The sequence below is a fragment of the Pseudomonas sp. HD57-3 genome, from assembly GCF_056113135.1.
In genome coordinates this window covers 4,597,830-4,612,047 of sequence record NZ_CM148568.1, presented here as the reverse complement: position 1 = coordinate 4,612,047, position 14,218 = coordinate 4,597,830, and the positions used below count along the sequence as shown (strand labels likewise).

The 14,218-nt window shown below is 61.4% G+C and carries 16 protein-coding genes; 9 read left to right on the top strand and 7 right to left on the bottom strand.

The window, feature by feature from the left end; genetic code table 11:
• Positions 1-52: 52 nt before the first annotated feature.
• Positions 53-694, bottom strand: coding sequence for an FMN-dependent NADH-azoreductase (locus tag AC0R79_RS20810; RefSeq protein WP_474731577.1), 642 nt, complete (start codon positions 692-694; stop codon positions 53-55).
• 101 nt (positions 695-795) lie between these two features.
• Here AC0R79_RS20810 and AC0R79_RS20805 point away from each other — a divergent pair, with 101 nt between their 5' ends.
• On the top strand, positions 796-1,650 hold the full coding sequence (locus AC0R79_RS20805) for a LysR family transcriptional regulator (RefSeq protein WP_375747545.1): 855 nt from the start codon (positions 796-798) through the stop codon (positions 1,648-1,650).
• A 6-nt stretch (positions 1,651-1,656) separates the two neighbouring features.
• Here AC0R79_RS20805 and AC0R79_RS20800 read toward each other — a convergent pair whose 3' ends face one another.
• Positions 1,657-2,139 carry a hypothetical protein gene (locus AC0R79_RS20800; RefSeq protein ID WP_085608248.1) on the bottom strand — a complete coding sequence of 161 codons (483 nt, stop codon included), beginning with the start codon at positions 2,137-2,139 and terminating at the stop codon, positions 1,657-1,659.
• A 165-nt stretch (positions 2,140-2,304) separates the two neighbouring features.
• Between AC0R79_RS20800 and AC0R79_RS20795 the strand changes: the two genes are divergently transcribed.
• From AC0R79_RS20795 to AC0R79_RS20780, 4 genes are all read left to right on the top strand, one after another.
• The gene (locus AC0R79_RS20795) at positions 2,305-2,964 is read left to right on the top strand and encodes a ribonuclease T2 (protein ID WP_474731576.1); all 660 of its coding nucleotides are present in this window, start codon (positions 2,305-2,307) and stop codon (positions 2,962-2,964) included.
• 136 nt (positions 2,965-3,100) lie between these two features.
• Positions 3,101-3,598 carry a PAAR domain-containing protein gene (locus tag AC0R79_RS20790; protein WP_474731575.1) on the top strand — a complete coding sequence of 166 codons (498 nt, stop codon included), beginning with the start codon at positions 3,101-3,103 and terminating at the stop codon, positions 3,596-3,598.
• 3 nt (positions 3,599-3,601) lie between these two features.
• Positions 3,602-4,336 carry an alpha/beta hydrolase gene (locus AC0R79_RS20785; RefSeq protein ID WP_474731574.1) on the top strand — a complete coding sequence of 245 codons (735 nt, stop codon included), beginning with the start codon at positions 3,602-3,604 and terminating at the stop codon, positions 4,334-4,336.
• Complete coding sequence (locus AC0R79_RS20780; protein WP_474731573.1) at positions 4,329-4,850, top strand: hypothetical protein; 522 nt, start codon at positions 4,329-4,331, stop codon at positions 4,848-4,850. Before AC0R79_RS20785 ends, AC0R79_RS20780 begins: the two co-directional genes overlap by 8 nt.
• A gap of 21 nt (positions 4,851-4,871) precedes the next feature.
• Here the strand turns inward: AC0R79_RS20780 and AC0R79_RS20775 are convergent, their stop codons facing one another.
• On the bottom strand, positions 4,872-5,729 hold the full coding sequence (locus AC0R79_RS20775) for a LysR substrate-binding domain-containing protein (RefSeq protein WP_474731571.1): 858 nt from the start codon (positions 5,727-5,729) through the stop codon (positions 4,872-4,874).
• Between the two features lie 110 nt (positions 5,730-5,839).
• Here AC0R79_RS20775 and AC0R79_RS20770 point away from each other — a divergent pair, with 110 nt between their 5' ends.
• The 3 genes from AC0R79_RS20770 (at position 5,840) to AC0R79_RS20760 (ending at position 9,109) form a co-directional block, all read left to right on the top strand.
• On the top strand, positions 5,840-6,544 hold the full coding sequence (locus AC0R79_RS20770) for a haloacid dehalogenase type II (RefSeq protein ID WP_474731569.1): 705 nt from the start codon (positions 5,840-5,842) through the stop codon (positions 6,542-6,544).
• Positions 6,545-6,575: 31 nt separating this feature from the next.
• On the top strand, positions 6,576-7,349 hold the full coding sequence (locus AC0R79_RS20765; RefSeq protein ID WP_474731568.1) for an aldolase: 774 nt from the start codon (positions 6,576-6,578) through the stop codon (positions 7,347-7,349).
• Between the two features lie 188 nt (positions 7,350-7,537).
• Positions 7,538-9,109 (top strand): sensor domain-containing diguanylate cyclase, encoded by a 1,572-nt coding sequence (locus AC0R79_RS20760; protein ID WP_474731567.1) that lies wholly within the window; start codon positions 7,538-7,540, stop codon positions 9,107-9,109.
• 62 nt (positions 9,110-9,171) lie between these two features.
• On the opposite strand, the gene AC0R79_RS20755 is transcribed toward AC0R79_RS20760, so the two are convergent.
• The 4 genes from AC0R79_RS20755 to AC0R79_RS20740 all read right to left on the bottom strand — a co-directional run bounded on the left by AC0R79_RS20755 (position 9,172) and on the right by AC0R79_RS20740 (position 13,535).
• Positions 9,172-9,462, bottom strand: coding sequence for a hypothetical protein (locus tag AC0R79_RS20755; RefSeq protein ID WP_085686714.1), 291 nt, complete (start codon positions 9,460-9,462; stop codon positions 9,172-9,174).
• Between the two features lie 78 nt (positions 9,463-9,540).
• Complete coding sequence (locus tag AC0R79_RS20750; RefSeq protein WP_474731566.1) at positions 9,541-11,970, bottom strand: TonB-dependent siderophore receptor; 2,430 nt, start codon at positions 11,968-11,970, stop codon at positions 9,541-9,543.
• 99 nt (positions 11,971-12,069) lie between these two features.
• Positions 12,070-13,029: a FecR domain-containing protein gene (locus tag AC0R79_RS20745; protein WP_474731565.1), complete on the bottom strand. Its 960-nt coding sequence runs from the start codon at positions 13,027-13,029 to the stop codon at positions 12,070-12,072.
• Positions 13,029-13,535 carry a sigma-70 family RNA polymerase sigma factor gene (locus AC0R79_RS20740; RefSeq protein WP_474731564.1) on the bottom strand — a complete coding sequence of 169 codons (507 nt, stop codon included), beginning with the start codon at positions 13,533-13,535 and terminating at the stop codon, positions 13,029-13,031. The genes AC0R79_RS20745 and AC0R79_RS20740 overlap by 1 nt, the downstream gene beginning before the upstream one ends.
• 240 nt (positions 13,536-13,775) lie before the next feature.
• Between AC0R79_RS20740 and AC0R79_RS20735 the strand changes: the two genes are divergently transcribed.
• Entirely contained in the window at positions 13,776-14,216 is a 441-nt protein-coding gene (locus tag AC0R79_RS20735) for a carboxymuconolactone decarboxylase family protein (RefSeq protein ID WP_007955895.1), read from the top strand.
• Positions 14,217-14,218: the final 2 nt, after the last annotated feature.

Sequence of the window (14,218 nt, the reverse complement as noted above, 5' to 3'; positions counted from 1 at the left end):
GCACTTGTCCGTCTACTGTCAGATCTGACGGGTGGCTACCTGTCCAGTACTTTCAACCACGTAATTGATCGGCCAGTTTCCGGGCTTGAAGTAACGCCGCATCCCGCGAATCACGATCCACTTCTTCACCGAAGATCGTTTTCTCGGCAATCAGCGCGTGCACATCGCTCACGCCGATGAATTCCAGCCACGCTTCCACGTATGGTTTCTGAAAGTCGAAACGCTCGGCCGGCGTGCTCGACTGCGCGGAAAAATCCATCCCCCGTGCATAGGCCACAATGGCTTGCTTGCCTTGCAACAAACCGCGCAACCCGCGCTCCGGATCGAAGCTGAAGAGGATGTCTTTCTGCGACACCAGATCGATGAAATGCTTGAGCTTGTAGGGAATGCTGAAATTCCACAGCGGCACCGAAAACACCAGCACGTCGGCCCGGTACAGGTGGGCGGCGAGGTCTTCGAGGATTCGCCACGCCGATTGTTGTGAGGGTGTCAGCGGCGTTCCATTCAGGCCCGCGTACTTGGCGTTCATCGCCTCTTCGTCGAATTCCGGCAGTTGCAGGCTCCACAAGTCGAGCGTGCTGACATGGGTATTCGGGACATTTTGCCGATAGCGCTCGATGAAGCGCTGCGCCACTTCCATGGACGCTGAGCGCTGTTTGCGGGGGGAGCATTCGATGTGCAGGAGGGTGGTCACGGTGGGCCTCGACGTTCCGGTGGGGTAGGCGAGGCATTGCAACATAGCTGGCTTCTCACTATAAATCGTAAATAAGTCAGCCATTGATTACGAATCAAACTATGTTCGATGCTTTGTTGTTGAAGACTTTTGTCACTGTTGTCGACGAGGACGGCTTCAGTCGTGCCGCCGAAAAGCTGCACCTGACCCAATCGGCAGTCAGCGGTCATCTGCGGCGGCTGGAAGAACAGATCGGCAAGCCGCTGCTCAAACGTACGACGCGCTCCCAGCAATTGACGGCGGATGGGGAACGTTTGATCGCCTACGCGCGCACGATTCTGGCGCTGAATCGCGATGCCTGGGCGCAGCTCACGCGCACGCCGTTTGAGGGGCGGGTGCGGATTGGCGTATCGGAGGATTTTGTCGAGCAACGACTGTTGCGGGCGTTGCAGGATTGCGCGGCGCAGCATCCAGGGATGCAGATCGATGTGCAGGTAAATATTCCCGGCACGTTGCTGAGCCAGATGAAACAAGGCGATCTGGAGCTGGTCATCGGTTCGCTATGCGAGACGCACGATTCGGGGTTGTTGCTCTGGCAGGAACCGCTGGTGTGGGCGTGGTCGGCGCAACCGATCGTCCAGTTGCCGACACCGTTGCCGCTGGCGCTGTTCCCCGAGCCTTGCCCGTATCGTGAAGCGGCGCTGACTCGCCTGGCCCAAGCCGGCATCGCCCAGCGCACCGCCATGCTTTGCACCAGCACTGCCGGTTTGCGCGCCGCCGCTTTAGCTGGGTTCGCCGTGGCGCCGATGGCCGCCAGCCAGTTGGGGCCGGGGCTGGCGGCACTCGGTACGGATTTGGGTTTACCGACGTTGCCGGACGCCGAGTTTCGCCTGTTCACGGCCAGTCATGCGGACCCGCAGATGATCGAAGCGGTTTCCCGGGTGATCGTCGACTATTGCTCGGCGCGGCGGCAGTAACGGTTCCTACAGACCGAGTCCTTCCTGGACCACCAGCAGCAGGTTGTTTTCCGTCAACGCAATCGCATCCAGCTGTTGCCCGGTCTCAAGCGTCTGCAACCACCAATGGCTTTCGCCATGTTCATCGACCGTACGCAGCAACGATGCTTCGCGCCCCGGCAGGACGATTTGCACGCGCCCCGAGCCGTCTTCGGTGAAACGGGCGATGGGGTCGAACGTCAGGCTGTGGTGGTTGGCTTCGATGATCAACTGGTCGATGGCGTAGTCGTGGGTCTCGCCATCCGGTGAGCTTTCGCAAACATGGGTAGGATTGCGCCGAATCTTCAGGCCAACTTCGGTGACCGGTTGCAACCAGCCCTCGATGCGGTGATACAAGGCGTAGACCTGAGCCGGCCAGCAATCGATCTCCAGTTCGGCGCAGGTGATTTCGTCAGCATGGGTGTGCCGGGTTTGTTTGAGTTTCGCGGCGAGTTCGTCTGCTTTACTCATGTCGGTTCCCTGTGGTGATTTCAACTTCATCGTAGTCCTTTCAAAGTAATGCAGGTTTTGCCCTGCGTCATGCGCTTGCAACACGGGCATGACTCAATCAGCGTCTGGCCAAGTGATGGTCAGACCACAGAAACCACGGACGCACGCGTCCCAAGGAGCGGGAACATGAAAAAGCTTTTTACAATTATGGCGCTGATTGCGCTGACGGTCGGTAGCATCGGCCTGAGTTCGGCACGCCAGTCGTCCGCCAGCAAGGCGGAATCGGTGGCGGGGGTATTCGATTACTACCTGCTGACGTTGTCCTGGTCGCCGACCTTTTGCCTGACCCACAAGGACGACCCTCAATGCACCGGCAAGGGCTACGGTTTTGTCCTGCATGGCCTCTGGCCGCAATACGCCAAGGGCGGCTGGCCGGAGTCCTGCCCGCCGCTGACCAACCTGTCGGCCGCTGAAAAGGCCAAAGGCCTGACGCTGTTCCCGACCAAGAAACTGCTCGATCACGAATGGAGCAAGCACGGCACTTGCAGCGGCCTCGGCGCGATGGGCTATCTGGACGAAGCGGACAAAGCCGTGGCCGCGGTGAAAATCCCGGAAGAGCTGCAACCCTTCAGTAGCTCTTATTACTTCGAAGCGCAGGAAATTGCCGACCTGTTCCGTAAGAGCAATCCGGGCATCCCGTCAGACGGCATCGCCGTGATCTGCAACGGCCCGGAACTCTCGGAAGTGCGCGTGTGCATGAGCAAGGACCTGCAATTCGGTGCCTGCGGTAAGGGCGTGAAAAGCCAGTGCCGGGCGGGGGATATTCGAGTGCCGCCGTCGCGTTGACCTGAGCGGTTACCGCCCAAAAAAACAGGCGCCTCTTCAGGCGCCTGTTTTTTTGCATGCGGGTTTGAACAACGCCGCGACTTTGTTCATGCTTGCGCGCCAATGGATGATGACGCGACACCGCAAGGAGCTTTTCATGAGCGGAAAACCCGCTGCCCGAGTGACCGACCCGACGGCTTGTCCGTTGCCGGGGCATGGCACCAACCCGATTGTCAGTGGTTCGCCGAATGTGAATTTCGACGGGCTGCCCGCTGCGCGAATGACCGACAAGTCGGCGTGCGGCAGCCCGATTACCGGTGGCGTTGCCTCGACGGTTTTTATCAATGGCCTGAACGCCGCCACCTTGGACAGCACCGGTGGGCATGGGAATGTGGTCATCGGTGGATCTGGCACCGTGATCATCGGCGATACCGTGGTGAACGCCCCCTTCAGCGGCCTGCTGCCAATGCCGGTGCATTTCACTGACAAGTTGCAGTTGGTGAATGACACGACCGGCGAACCGATGCCGAATCATCCGTACATGATTCAGCGCGCGGACGGTCGGATGGAGCACGGCGTGTCTGACGCCGCCGGTTTTACCCACACGATCAGTTCGCATTTTCCTGAAACCATCAAACTGTTTCTGGAGGAATGAGGCATGGGTGCGGAAACGGTTACGTGCGAGAAAGGCAACAATTACAAGCTGCACAAGGAACATGCGCTGACGGACAAGAAGGATGTCAGTGTGAAGGCTGTTCCGGTGGAGAGTACCAAGGCGGTTGTGTTTTTTGTAGGGGGCGCTGGGGATAAGGAAAGTTACTATTTTTCTGGACCATATAGAAATATTCAAGGGGCTCAACAACGGTTTGATAAACGAACCGAAAAACTAGCGAAAGAGGGAAAATATAGATCGGAGTGGCTAGGGTATAACGAGGTCAAAGGAAAAAAGGATATTCAGAGGCATGTTTTAAGCCTTATCCCGTACAAAAGTTGTCCGATCTATGTTGTGGGTCATAGCCTCGGGGGTTGGAATGGTGCGCATCTGACGAAAATCATGTCGGAGTGGGGCTATCGGATTCAGATGTTGATTACCCTTGATCCAGTGGGAGAGGGCGCTTTGGTCTGGTTGGGCTCTGATATATATCGCGAGCGTCCTGAACCCGCCTCCGCCGACTGGATCAACATCAAAGCGACACCCAGTCAAAGAGATCCATCAGACGGCGTGGCTGATTTTGGTGAGAAATGGCTAGTGTCCTGCGGACCCTCAATAAATGTGAGCGTCGACACAAATCATGCAAATGCACTGGGGCTATTTAACGCGCAGATAGCTGGAGCAAAATCAGCGAGCGACTTTCTGTATGACTCAATCATGGCGGAGTTCTCTAATGCATAAGTTTATACTTTGCGCATTTTTGGTCGTCTGTGCGGGATGCGCTAAAGATAATTTAAAGCCTCCTGCAACTCTAAGTTTCATATCTGTTGACAGGAAAAGTGGGTCGCTGATTTACGATATTAGGTACAAATCTGATATTGATGTTCTGGATCTTTTTGGTCGAGGGGAAAGAGTCGGGATGGCTTCCGGAAGCTTTGAGTGCGCTTTGGCGGATGATACGGATTTTTCTGTTGATAAAGCTATCCAGTTTTCTGCAGTTGGTTTGGTTGACTCTGACAAGGTTAAAGGGCGAGATGCCAGTTTTTCGTATATTACTAATGCGTTTCTAGTTGAAACGTATAACAACCGTAGTTCACAGAGGCACTTGTCAGCGAACGAACTGAACCAACTCCTCTCAGGCAAACAACAAATCCCCTGCAAAGTCGTCGTCACCGCTTACGGCTACAAACCCTACTACTCAAACACCATGAACCTCCCAGTCGCAGACCTGCTGCGCGAAGTCAACAAGCCCTGAGCTCAGCGCCAATCGGGGGGATCAAGCAAATCCCCCCGCATCCACCCCCAATTCCCCGCGCAGAAACTCCACCAACCCCCGCTGCAATCCACTCAACACTCCCTCGCGACTGACCAGCGCCAGCTCCGTCGGCGGCAGCGGCGGCAAGTCCGTGCACACCCGATGTTCCGGCAACACCGCCGACGCCGGCAGCACCGAAACCCCAAGCCCGGAGGCCACCGCCGCTTGAATGCCGGTCAGGCTGTGGCTGCCGAAGGCCACCCGCCAGGGGCGTTGCGCCACGTCGAGCAGGCGAATCGCCCGTTGTCGGTACAGGCAGCCTTGGGGAAACAACGCCAGCGGCAATACGCTAGTGGATGAGTCGAACTCCGCGCCTTTGACCCAAACGAGTCGTTCCGGCCAGGTCGCCCAGGCGGGGCCGCTGTCGGGTTCGCGTTTGATCAGGGCGATGTCGATTTCGCCGCTGTCGAGGCGTTGGCGCAGGTCGAGGCTCATGCCGCTGACGGTTTCCAGCCGTGCTTGCGGGTGGCTGCGGGTGAAGCCGGCGAGGATCAGCGCCATGCGTCGGGCGTCGAAGTCTTCCGGCATGCCGATGCGCAGGATTTCCAGATCCAGGTCGCTGGCCAGGGCTTCGCTGGCCTCGGCGGACAAGGCCAGCAGTCGGCGGGCATAGTGGATCAGCAGTTCGCCGTGCTCGGTGACGCTGACGTTCAACCCGGTGCGGTCGCGCAACAGGAGGGCGTGGCCGACCAGGTCTTCGAGTTTGCGCACCTGTTGGCTGACCGTGGATTGGGTGCGGTGGACGCGTTCGGCGGCGCGGGTGAAGCTGCCTTCATCGACCACGCAGACGAAGGTTTTCAGCAGTTCCAGATCCAGCATGGCGGCGGTCTCGATATTTGTTTGGCAACTGACGGTTGGCTATTTATTTAATTTCACACTATCACTCCGAGTTCATAAGCTGAAGCCCTCACTTGCAGAGGAATGCCCCCATGACCTTGATCAACACACCGCGCCCGCAATGGCTGACCTTCGATTGCTACGGCACCTTGATTCAATGGGACGAAGGCCTGCGCGCCGTGGCCGAGCGGATCCTGAGCGAGAAGGGCGAGCACCGGGTCGACGCCGGGCGCCTGATCGAGGTTTACGACCGCCACGAACATCGCCTGGAACAGACGCCGCCGCACCGCTCGTTTCGAGAACTCAGCACTCTCGGCCTGCAACTGGCCCTGGAAGAACTGGGCCTGACGAGTGCCAGCGAAGACAGTCAGCGCCTGGCCACCTCGATTCCGCAGATGCCGCCGTTTCCCGAAGTCGTCGAGACGCTCGCGCAGCTCAAGGCCAAGGGTTTCAAGCTGTGCATCGTCTCCAACACCGATGACGACATCATCGCCGGTAACGTCGCTCAACTCGGCGGCCATATCGACCGGGTGATCACCGCGCAACAGGCCGGCGCCTACAAACCGGCGCCGCGGCTGTTCGACTACGCTCATGAGCAATTGGGCGTCAGCCGCGATCAGGTGGTGCACATCTGCGCCAGCCCGATGCTCGACCACACGGCGGCCCGCGACATGCATTTTCGCTGCGTATGGATCGACCGCGGCACCGGTCGTCAGTTGCTGCCGGACTATCGGCCCGACGCGATCCTCAACACGCTGGACGAAGTGCTGCCGCTGTTCTCGTCCCTCGGCTGGTAAGAAACCTCGCCCGTCATCAAGGAGTTTCGCCATGGCCCATACCCTGACCGGCAGCGCCCGACCCACGCGTTCCGGCTCGTTGAACCTCGACAGCGAAGCCATCATCACCGCCCGTCACGAACTGGCAGCGTGCTTTCAACTGGCGGCGCTGCACGGGTTGGAGGAGGGAATCTGTAATCACTTTTCGGCGATGTTGCCGGGGCACGCTGACCTGTTTCTGGTCAATCCGTACGGCTATGCGTTTTCCGAAGTGACGGCGCACAACCTGCTGGTCTGCGACTTCGACGGCAACGTGGTGGACGGCGAGGGCCAGCCGGAGGCCACTGCTTTCTATATTCACGCACGCCTGCACCAGCGGCTGCCTCGGGTGAAGGTCGCGTTCCATACGCACATGCCGAACGCGACGGCGTTGTGCCTGCTGGAGGGGCCGCCGCTGTTGTGGCTGAGCCAGACCGCGCTGAAGTTCTACGGGCGCACTGCGGTGGACGAGCATTACAACGGGCTGGCGCTGGATGAGCGCGAAGGCGACCGGATTGCCGGGGTCATGGGTGAGGCCGACATTCTGTTCCTGAAGAATCACGGGGTGATTGTCGCGGCGCCGACTATCGCCGAAGCCTGGGACGATCTGTATTACCTGGAGCGTGCCGCGCAAGTGCAACTGCTGGCGATGGCCACGCAACGGGTGTTGAAACCGGTGCCGCACGCGGTTGCGCAACGGGCGTACGAGCAGATGCGCGAGGGCGATCCGGAAAGTGCGCGGGCGCATCTGCACAGTGCGATGCGGCGGTTGGCCCGTCAGGGCTGATGCGGGCAAAAACGGGCAGGTAAAAATAATTCGCGCGGCAGGTCATCCATTTGGCCTGCGCGCCGATAGCAACAGGGTCGGGATTGTCGCGGTGGCACTTGGTTGCCCCACACAACCCGGTGGGCTACGCTCACAAAAAACAAGGGTTTCGGGCCTTTGCCCCTGTCGTACCTGCCCAGGACACGCTTTTGCCTATCCCCATTCACGATCCGTACCAGGCCCCCGGCGGCACTCTCAAGCGTTTGCCCCTGCGCAAGGCGGCGGTGTTGTTCATCGTTGCCGTGTGTCTGTGCCTGTCCGGTCTGCTGTATTTGCAGATCGAGCAGTCGCGGCGCCAGGATCTGGCGAACGCGCAGATGTCGTCGGCCAACCTGACCCGGGCCATGGCGCAGCAGGCTGAAGACACCTTTCTGGCGGCGGATCTGGTGCTGACCAGCCTGGTCGACTGGATTCAGGACGACGGCTACGGCGCGGCGCAGAAGCCGCGTTTGCAGAAAACCCTCGCGCGGCGGGTGCAGCAACTCGAGCAGTTGCACGGCATGTTCCTGTTCGACCGCGAAGGGCAGTGGGTGATTACCTCGTTCCCGGATCTGCCCCGCGGCAATAGCGTGGCGGATCGCGAGTACTTCAAGTTTCACCAGCAGAACGTGTCGGGTGTGGCGCACATCGGCCCGGCGATCCGCAGCCGCGAGAACGGCGAGTGGATCATCCCGATCTCGAAACGGGTCAACGACCGCGCCGGCAATTTCCAGGGCGTGTTGTTGGCCGGGATCAGGATGTCGTACTTCGACAAGTTCTTCAAAAGCTTCAGCCTGGACGACAACGGCACCATGTTCCTCGGCCTGACCGACGGCACCTTGCTCGCCCGGCGGCCGTTCGACGAGGCCCTGATCGGTACCTCGCTGGCCAAGGGTGAGATCTATCAGAAGCTGCTGCCCAACGCCTCCGCCGGCACCGCGATGATCGATTCGGTGGTCGACGGTGTGACGCGTCTTTATGGTTACCGGCAGCTGGAAAGTTATCCGCTGGTGGTGTCCGCTTCTTCATCGCGGGACACGATTCTTCAGGGCTGGCATGACCGGGCGTTCCAGTCCAGCGTGATCGTGGCGCTGGTGATGCTCGGCGTGGGGCTGTTCGGCTGGGTGTTCATTCATCAGGTGCGCGATGGCGAGCGGATCGAGAAAAATCTGCGCAAGGCCCAGCGGGCACTGGAGCAGATCGCCACCCACGACAGCCTCACCGGCTTGGCCAACCGGCGCCTGTTCGAGCGCTCGCTGGAAGTCGAGTTTGCCCGGGGCGCGCGGCAGTCGAGCCCGGTCAGCCTGATCATGCTCGATATCGACTTCTTCAAGCGCTACAACGATGCCTACGGCCATGTGGCCGGCGACCATTGCCTGACGCAGGTCGCGCAGGTGGTGAAAAACTGCTGCCAGCGCAAATCCGATCTGGCGGTGCGTTATGGCGGTGAGGAGTTCGCGGTATTGGTGCCGGACACCGACATCAACGGCGCGCTGGCGATTGCCGGGCAGATCCGCCGCAGCGTCATGGACAAACACATCACCCACAGCGGCTCGCCCACCGGTTATCTGACGGTGAGCCTGGGCTGCTATTCGTTTATTCCGCTGGGCAACGACAGTCCGGAGCTGTTCATCCAGCGCGCGGACGCGGCGCTGTATCAGGCCAAAAATGCCGGTCGCAATCGCGCGGCCGTGTTGTCGATGGACGTCGGCCTCGGCGAATTGCTGCGCTCGGATCGCTGACAAAAAACGCGGTCGGGTTCAGACACAGGCCATGGTCTTCACCATGACCTGCTCTTGTTCGTTCAGCCGCCAGTGCCACCGCCGGCACCACCCGTGCCGCCACCGGCCGACCCGGTGCCACCTCCCGCTCCCGAACCCGAACCGCTGGCGCCGCCGTTGGTGCCGGTGCCGCCACCCGCGCCGCTGCCGCCGGACGGCGAGCCCGGCGTGTTGTCGGGCGGCATTTGTGAACCACTGGTGGAGCCGGATTTGGTGCCTGTGGCATCGGCGCCGTCGTTGGCGGCGAACGTGGCGGCCGAGCCGCTGGCCAGCAGGCCGATCAGCAACAGCGAGGTGAGTTTGCGCGTCATCATGGTCTGTCTCCGGAAAGGGGATCTACCTGACATTGGTCTGACGCGCCGAACCCTTGGTGCCGGCCGGATGACGAGCGGTCAGAAGTCCACGGTCGCCGACACCTTCAGCGTGCGCGGCGTGCCCTGGGTCAGGTAACCGCCGTTGGCCGAAGCCCAGTAGGCTTCGTTGGCGACGTTCTCCAGATTGGCCCGCAGGGTGATCTGCTTTTCATCCAGTTTGAAGGCGTAGCGCGAGCCAAGGTCGAAGCGGTTCCACGCCGGAATGCTCTGGGTGTTGGCCGCGTTCAGATACTGGCCACCGGTGCGCAACATGCGCGCGCTGAGGGCTGCGCCTTCGAGGCCCGGAATGTCCCAATCAGCGCCGAGGTTGAACTGGAAGCGCGGCACCCCGACGGCGCGGTTGCCGTCATTTACGCCGTTGCTGCTGCCTTCCAGTTCAGTCTTCATCAACGTTGCGCCGCTGAGCAGGCGCAGACCGTCGAGCGGTTCGCCGTAGACGTTGAGTTCCACGCCTTTGTTGGTCTGCTGGCCGTCGACCCGGAAGATTCCGTCCTGGGTGTAGCTCGACGGTTGCTCGATGCGGTAGACGCCGAGGTTGGCGCCGTAGCTGCCCATGTCCAGGCGCACGCCGGCTTCGATCTGCTTGCTGCGCACCGGGGCGAAAGTCTCGTCGCGGTTGATCGCCGTGGTCGGCGGCGTCGGGCCCTTGGCCAGGCCTTCGATGCGGTTGGCGTAGAACGACACGTGTTCCCACGGCTTGATCACCAGACCGTAGACCGGGGTGGTGATCGACTCTTCATAGCTCGAGGTGCGGGCACCGGTGGCGGTGCTCCAGCCATCGACTTTCAGCGCTTGGCGACGCACGCCGAGGGTCAGCAGGATGCGGTCATCGACGAAGCCCAGGGTGTCGGAAATCGCCTCGCTGCGCAGGATGTTCTTGCCGGTGATGCGCGGGTCGTTGATGTCGCTGGCAAACGAGGTTGGCGCCGGGCGCGGCTTGTCGGTGACGTTGTACAGGTTGGTGCTGTAGCGCCCGGCCGCGCCGACGGTTTCGAACGCCGAGCGCTGCTCGCCCCAGATGCCCGCCCAGCCGAGGTTCAACTGGTGCGTGACGGGGCCGGTTTCGAAGCGGCCGTTGAGCCCGGCCATGGCGCTTTGGTTGTCTTCGTCGTGGGGCGAATAGAGCATGCCGCCGCGGGCATTGCCGTTGAGGTCGGTGACGGTCAGCGACGAGTACACGCCGTTCTCGCGGGTGTGCTTGGCGCCGCCGGACACGTAGGCGGTCCAGTTGTCGTTCAGGTCATATTCGGCGCGGGCCATGCCGAAGGTGTCTTCGAGTTGCGAATAACTCCAGCTCTGGGCGTAGCTGGCGTTGGCGTGCGGCACCTTGGGGGCTTTTGTCAGGCTCGAATCGACATAGATCACCGAGCGACCCTGGTTGATGACCTGCTTCTGATAGCCGAAATCGGTCGAGACCCGCAGGCGATCGCCGCGATAGTCCAGGCCAACGCTGAACAGCGACGAGCGCTGGTCCTCGTCATCGACCGCGGTGTCGCCTTCGCGCTGCATCAGGTTGACCCGCGCGCCGAAGCGGTTGTCCTCGCCAAAGCGCTGGCCCAGATCCAGATGCCCGCCGACCCGACCGTCGGCGCTGTAATCGAGGGTGACACTGCGGGTCGGGGTGTCCATCGCGCGTTTGGGTTGCAGGTTGATCCCGCCACCGATGCCGCTGCCGCTCGGGGTCACGCCGTTGACGAATGCATTCGGGCCCTTGAACAGTTCGACCCGGTCCAGCGCTTCGACGGCAATGATCTGCCGGGGCAGTACGCCGTACAGACCGTTATAGGAAATGTCATCGGAGGCCAGCGGCAGGCCGCGGATCATGAACATCTGGGAGAAGTTGCCGAAGCCGTTGGACTGGCGCACCGAAGCATCGTTGAGCAACACATCGCCAACGGTCTGGGCCTGTTGGTCGGCCATGGTCTTGGCGGTGTAGCTGGTGACGCTGAAGGGCAGGTCGTTGACCTCCTGGTTGCCGAGCATGCCGATCTGCGCGCGCCGCGCGACCTGTTCGCCGCCGTAGGTATCGCCGCTGTCGTCGCGCAGGGCGCTGACGTTGGTGGCGCCCAGTTCCAGCGCGCCGTCCGCCGCGACTTTCGGGGCCACGGTGTAACCGTTGTGGCCGGTGCTGATCAGCTCGAAACCGCTGCCTTCCAGCAACCGGGCAAAACCGCTCTGCGCGGTGTAACTGCCTTGCAGGCCGGGGCTCTGGCGATTGCCCAGTTGCGCCGGATCGAACGACAGCGGCACGCCGACGCTGACCGCAAATTGCGCCAGCACATGGCTGAGCAGGCCGGGGCCGATGTTGACGGTGCGGCTGGCGCTTTCACTGACGCTGTCGGCGGCGTGGGCGGCGCTCGGCAGCAGTGCGCTGAAGGCCAGGGCCAGGCTCAGGTTCAGGGCCTTGAGCGCAAAGGTGGCGGGGCGGGGCGATGGCATTGCGGTCATTCGGTGTTCCTGTTGGGGGCGTGGAATTGAAAGGTCTATCCACTCACCGGACGAGTCGCGAAAAGGTATCAGCAAATATTGAAAATATTTTCCGAGGGCTCAGACACGCGGTTCCACCGACAGCCAATAGCGGGTCAGGCTGTTAATGTTCAGCGGCAACGTATCGCTGAGCAAACGCAGGCTGGCGTCGGTGTCGCGCAGGGAAAACGCCCCGGACACGCGCATCGCCGCCACGTCCGGATGACAGCGCAGCACGCCCCGGCGATAGCGGCTCAACTCTCCGAGCAATTCGTCCAGACGCATGTTGCTGGCCAGCAGCATGCCTTTGTCCCAGGCCAGGGACGCGGTGTCGAAGGTTTCGGCGCTGTCGAAGCTGTTGAGCTTGAAGCGCCGGCGTTCGCCCGCCTGGAGAATCGCACTGTGCTTGAGCAGTTGCGGGGTGATCTGAACCTGGCCTTCGAGCACCGACACCTGGCTGCGCGAACCCTCGGTGCGTACGCAGAATCGCGTGCCCAGCGCGCGGGCCACACCCTGCGGGGTTTCGACAATGAACGGACGGGCGCTGGCGTCTGCGGCAGTGTTGATCAGCACTTCGCCGTTGAGCAGCAGGACGCGACGCTCCACCGGGCTGAAAGCGATGTCCACGGCGCTGTCGGTGTTGAGCACTAGTTGAGTGCCGTCCGGCAATTGCAGGTTCTTCTGTTCGCCCACGGCGGTGCGCTGGTCGGCGGTCCATTGTTGCCACGGCACGTGTTGCGAGGCGATGCCCAGCGGCCCGGCCATCAACAGCAAGCCGAGGCGGGTGAGAGTCTGGCGGCGGCTCAGGCCTTCTTTGCGGGACGCGCGTTTCAAGGTCTGGATCGCGACATTGGCCGGCACGCTGCGCAAATCCCCCAGCAGCGCTTCGGCCCGTTGCCAGGCGATGGCGTGCTCGGCGCTGCGGGTGCACCATTGGGCGATGGCCTGATGGTCGGACGGGGTCGCGGTGCCGGAATGCAGTTGCACCAGCCAGTCGGCGGCTTCACCGAGAATCTGCGGATTGATCATCGACGAATTCATCAGGCGACACTCAGGCAGGCAATGAACGCGGCACGCATGTGGCGTTTGACGGTGATCAGCGAAACGCTCAGGCGCGTGGCGATCTGCGCGTAGGTCAGGCCTTCGATCTGCGACAGCAGGAAGGTCTCGCGGGTCTGCTCGGGCAGTTCGCGCAGCAGCGCTTCGATGCGCCACAGGGTTTCGAGAATCAGGTAGCGAGTTTCCGGCGACGGCACCTCGGCGGCGGGTAGGTGCGCGATGGTTTCCAGGTACGCGCGCTCCAGGTCCTGCCGGCGCCAGCGGTCGATCACCAGACCTTTGGCGATGTGCGTCAACAGCGCCCGGGGTTCGCTGCCCAGCGGCTTGATCACCTGCCGGGTGAGCAGGCGCAGGAACGTATCGTGCGCCAGGTCGGCCGCATCGCAGCGATTGCCCAACTTGCGCTGCAGCCAGCCCTGCAGCCACCCGTGGTGTTCGCTGTAGAGCGTCTGGACTTGCTGATTCAACGGCTGATCGAGGGACGACATGAAGGGCAGATACTCGTTTCGGGCGTCCGTTGCCAAGGGTGCGGTCGTGAGTGCGAAAACTGTGCAATTAAGAATTGATCGCATTCTAGTGGCACAGAACGAGCGCTGGCAATTGCCCCGCAACACTTTCTTTTCTGACGTCAACGGAGTGGCCTACCCGTCTTCCGGGAGATTGGCTATTTGCCTGGCCCGGCCCCGGGACTAACGTAGCCACACATTCACTTGCCCCGGAGAGTCGCCATGAAACCTCGTATCGATTTCTACACCGCGTCCCCAGATGCCCTGAAAGCGATGATCGCCCTGGAAACCGCCGTCTCGAAACTGCCGTTGGAAAAGACCCTGATCGAACTGGTCAAGCTGCGCGCTTCGCAGATCAACGGCTGCGCGTTCTGCATCGACATGCACACCGCCGACGCGATCAAGGGCGGCGAAACCCCGCGCCGGTTGTTCGCCGTGACCGCGTGGCGTGAAGCGCCGTTCTTCACCGAACGTGAACGCGCCGCGCTGCTGTGGACCGAAACCCTGACTCAACTGAGCCTGACCCACGCCCCGGACGAAGACTACGAAGTGGTCGCCGCCCAGTTCTCGCCCAAAGAAATGGTCGACCTGAGCGTGGCGATCAGCACCATCAACAGCTGGAACCGCCTGGCCGTGGGCTTCCGTAAAACCCCGCAAGCCTGATC

Excerpts from the sequence above, each read along its gene's own strand:
- AC0R79_RS20805 (WP_375747545.1), top strand. The coding sequence starts at position 796 with ATGTTCGATGCTTTGTTGTTGAAGACTTTTGTCACTGTTGTCGACGAG.
- AC0R79_RS20800 (WP_085608248.1), bottom strand. The coding sequence starts at position 2,139 with ATGAGTAAAGCAGACGAACTCGCCGCGAAACTCAAACAAACCCGGCAC.
- AC0R79_RS20795 (WP_474731576.1), top strand. The coding sequence starts at position 2,305 with ATGAAAAAGCTTTTTACAATTATGGCGCTGATTGCGCTGACGGTCGGT.
- AC0R79_RS20790 (WP_474731575.1), top strand. The coding sequence starts at position 3,101 with ATGAGCGGAAAACCCGCTGCCCGAGTGACCGACCCGACGGCTTGTCCG.
- AC0R79_RS20785 (WP_474731574.1), top strand. The coding sequence starts at position 3,602 with ATGGGTGCGGAAACGGTTACGTGCGAGAAAGGCAACAATTACAAGCTG.
- AC0R79_RS20780 (WP_474731573.1), top strand. The coding sequence starts at position 4,329 with ATGCATAAGTTTATACTTTGCGCATTTTTGGTCGTCTGTGCGGGATGC.
- AC0R79_RS20775 (WP_474731571.1), bottom strand. The coding sequence starts at position 5,729 with ATGCTGGATCTGGAACTGCTGAAAACCTTCGTCTGCGTGGTCGATGAA.
- AC0R79_RS20770 (WP_474731569.1), top strand. The coding sequence starts at position 5,840 with ATGACCTTGATCAACACACCGCGCCCGCAATGGCTGACCTTCGATTGC.
- AC0R79_RS20765 (WP_474731568.1), top strand. The coding sequence starts at position 6,576 with ATGGCCCATACCCTGACCGGCAGCGCCCGACCCACGCGTTCCGGCTCG.
- AC0R79_RS20755 (WP_085686714.1), bottom strand. The coding sequence starts at position 9,462 with ATGATGACGCGCAAACTCACCTCGCTGTTGCTGATCGGCCTGCTGGCC.
- AC0R79_RS20750 (WP_474731566.1), bottom strand. The coding sequence starts at position 11,970 with ATGACCGCAATGCCATCGCCCCGCCCCGCCACCTTTGCGCTCAAGGCC.
- AC0R79_RS20745 (WP_474731565.1), bottom strand. The coding sequence starts at position 13,029 with ATGAATTCGTCGATGATCAATCCGCAGATTCTCGGTGAAGCCGCCGAC.
- AC0R79_RS20740 (WP_474731564.1), bottom strand. The coding sequence starts at position 13,535 with ATGTCGTCCCTCGATCAGCCGTTGAATCAGCAAGTCCAGACGCTCTAC.
- AC0R79_RS20735 (WP_007955895.1), top strand. The coding sequence starts at position 13,776 with ATGAAACCTCGTATCGATTTCTACACCGCGTCCCCAGATGCCCTGAAA.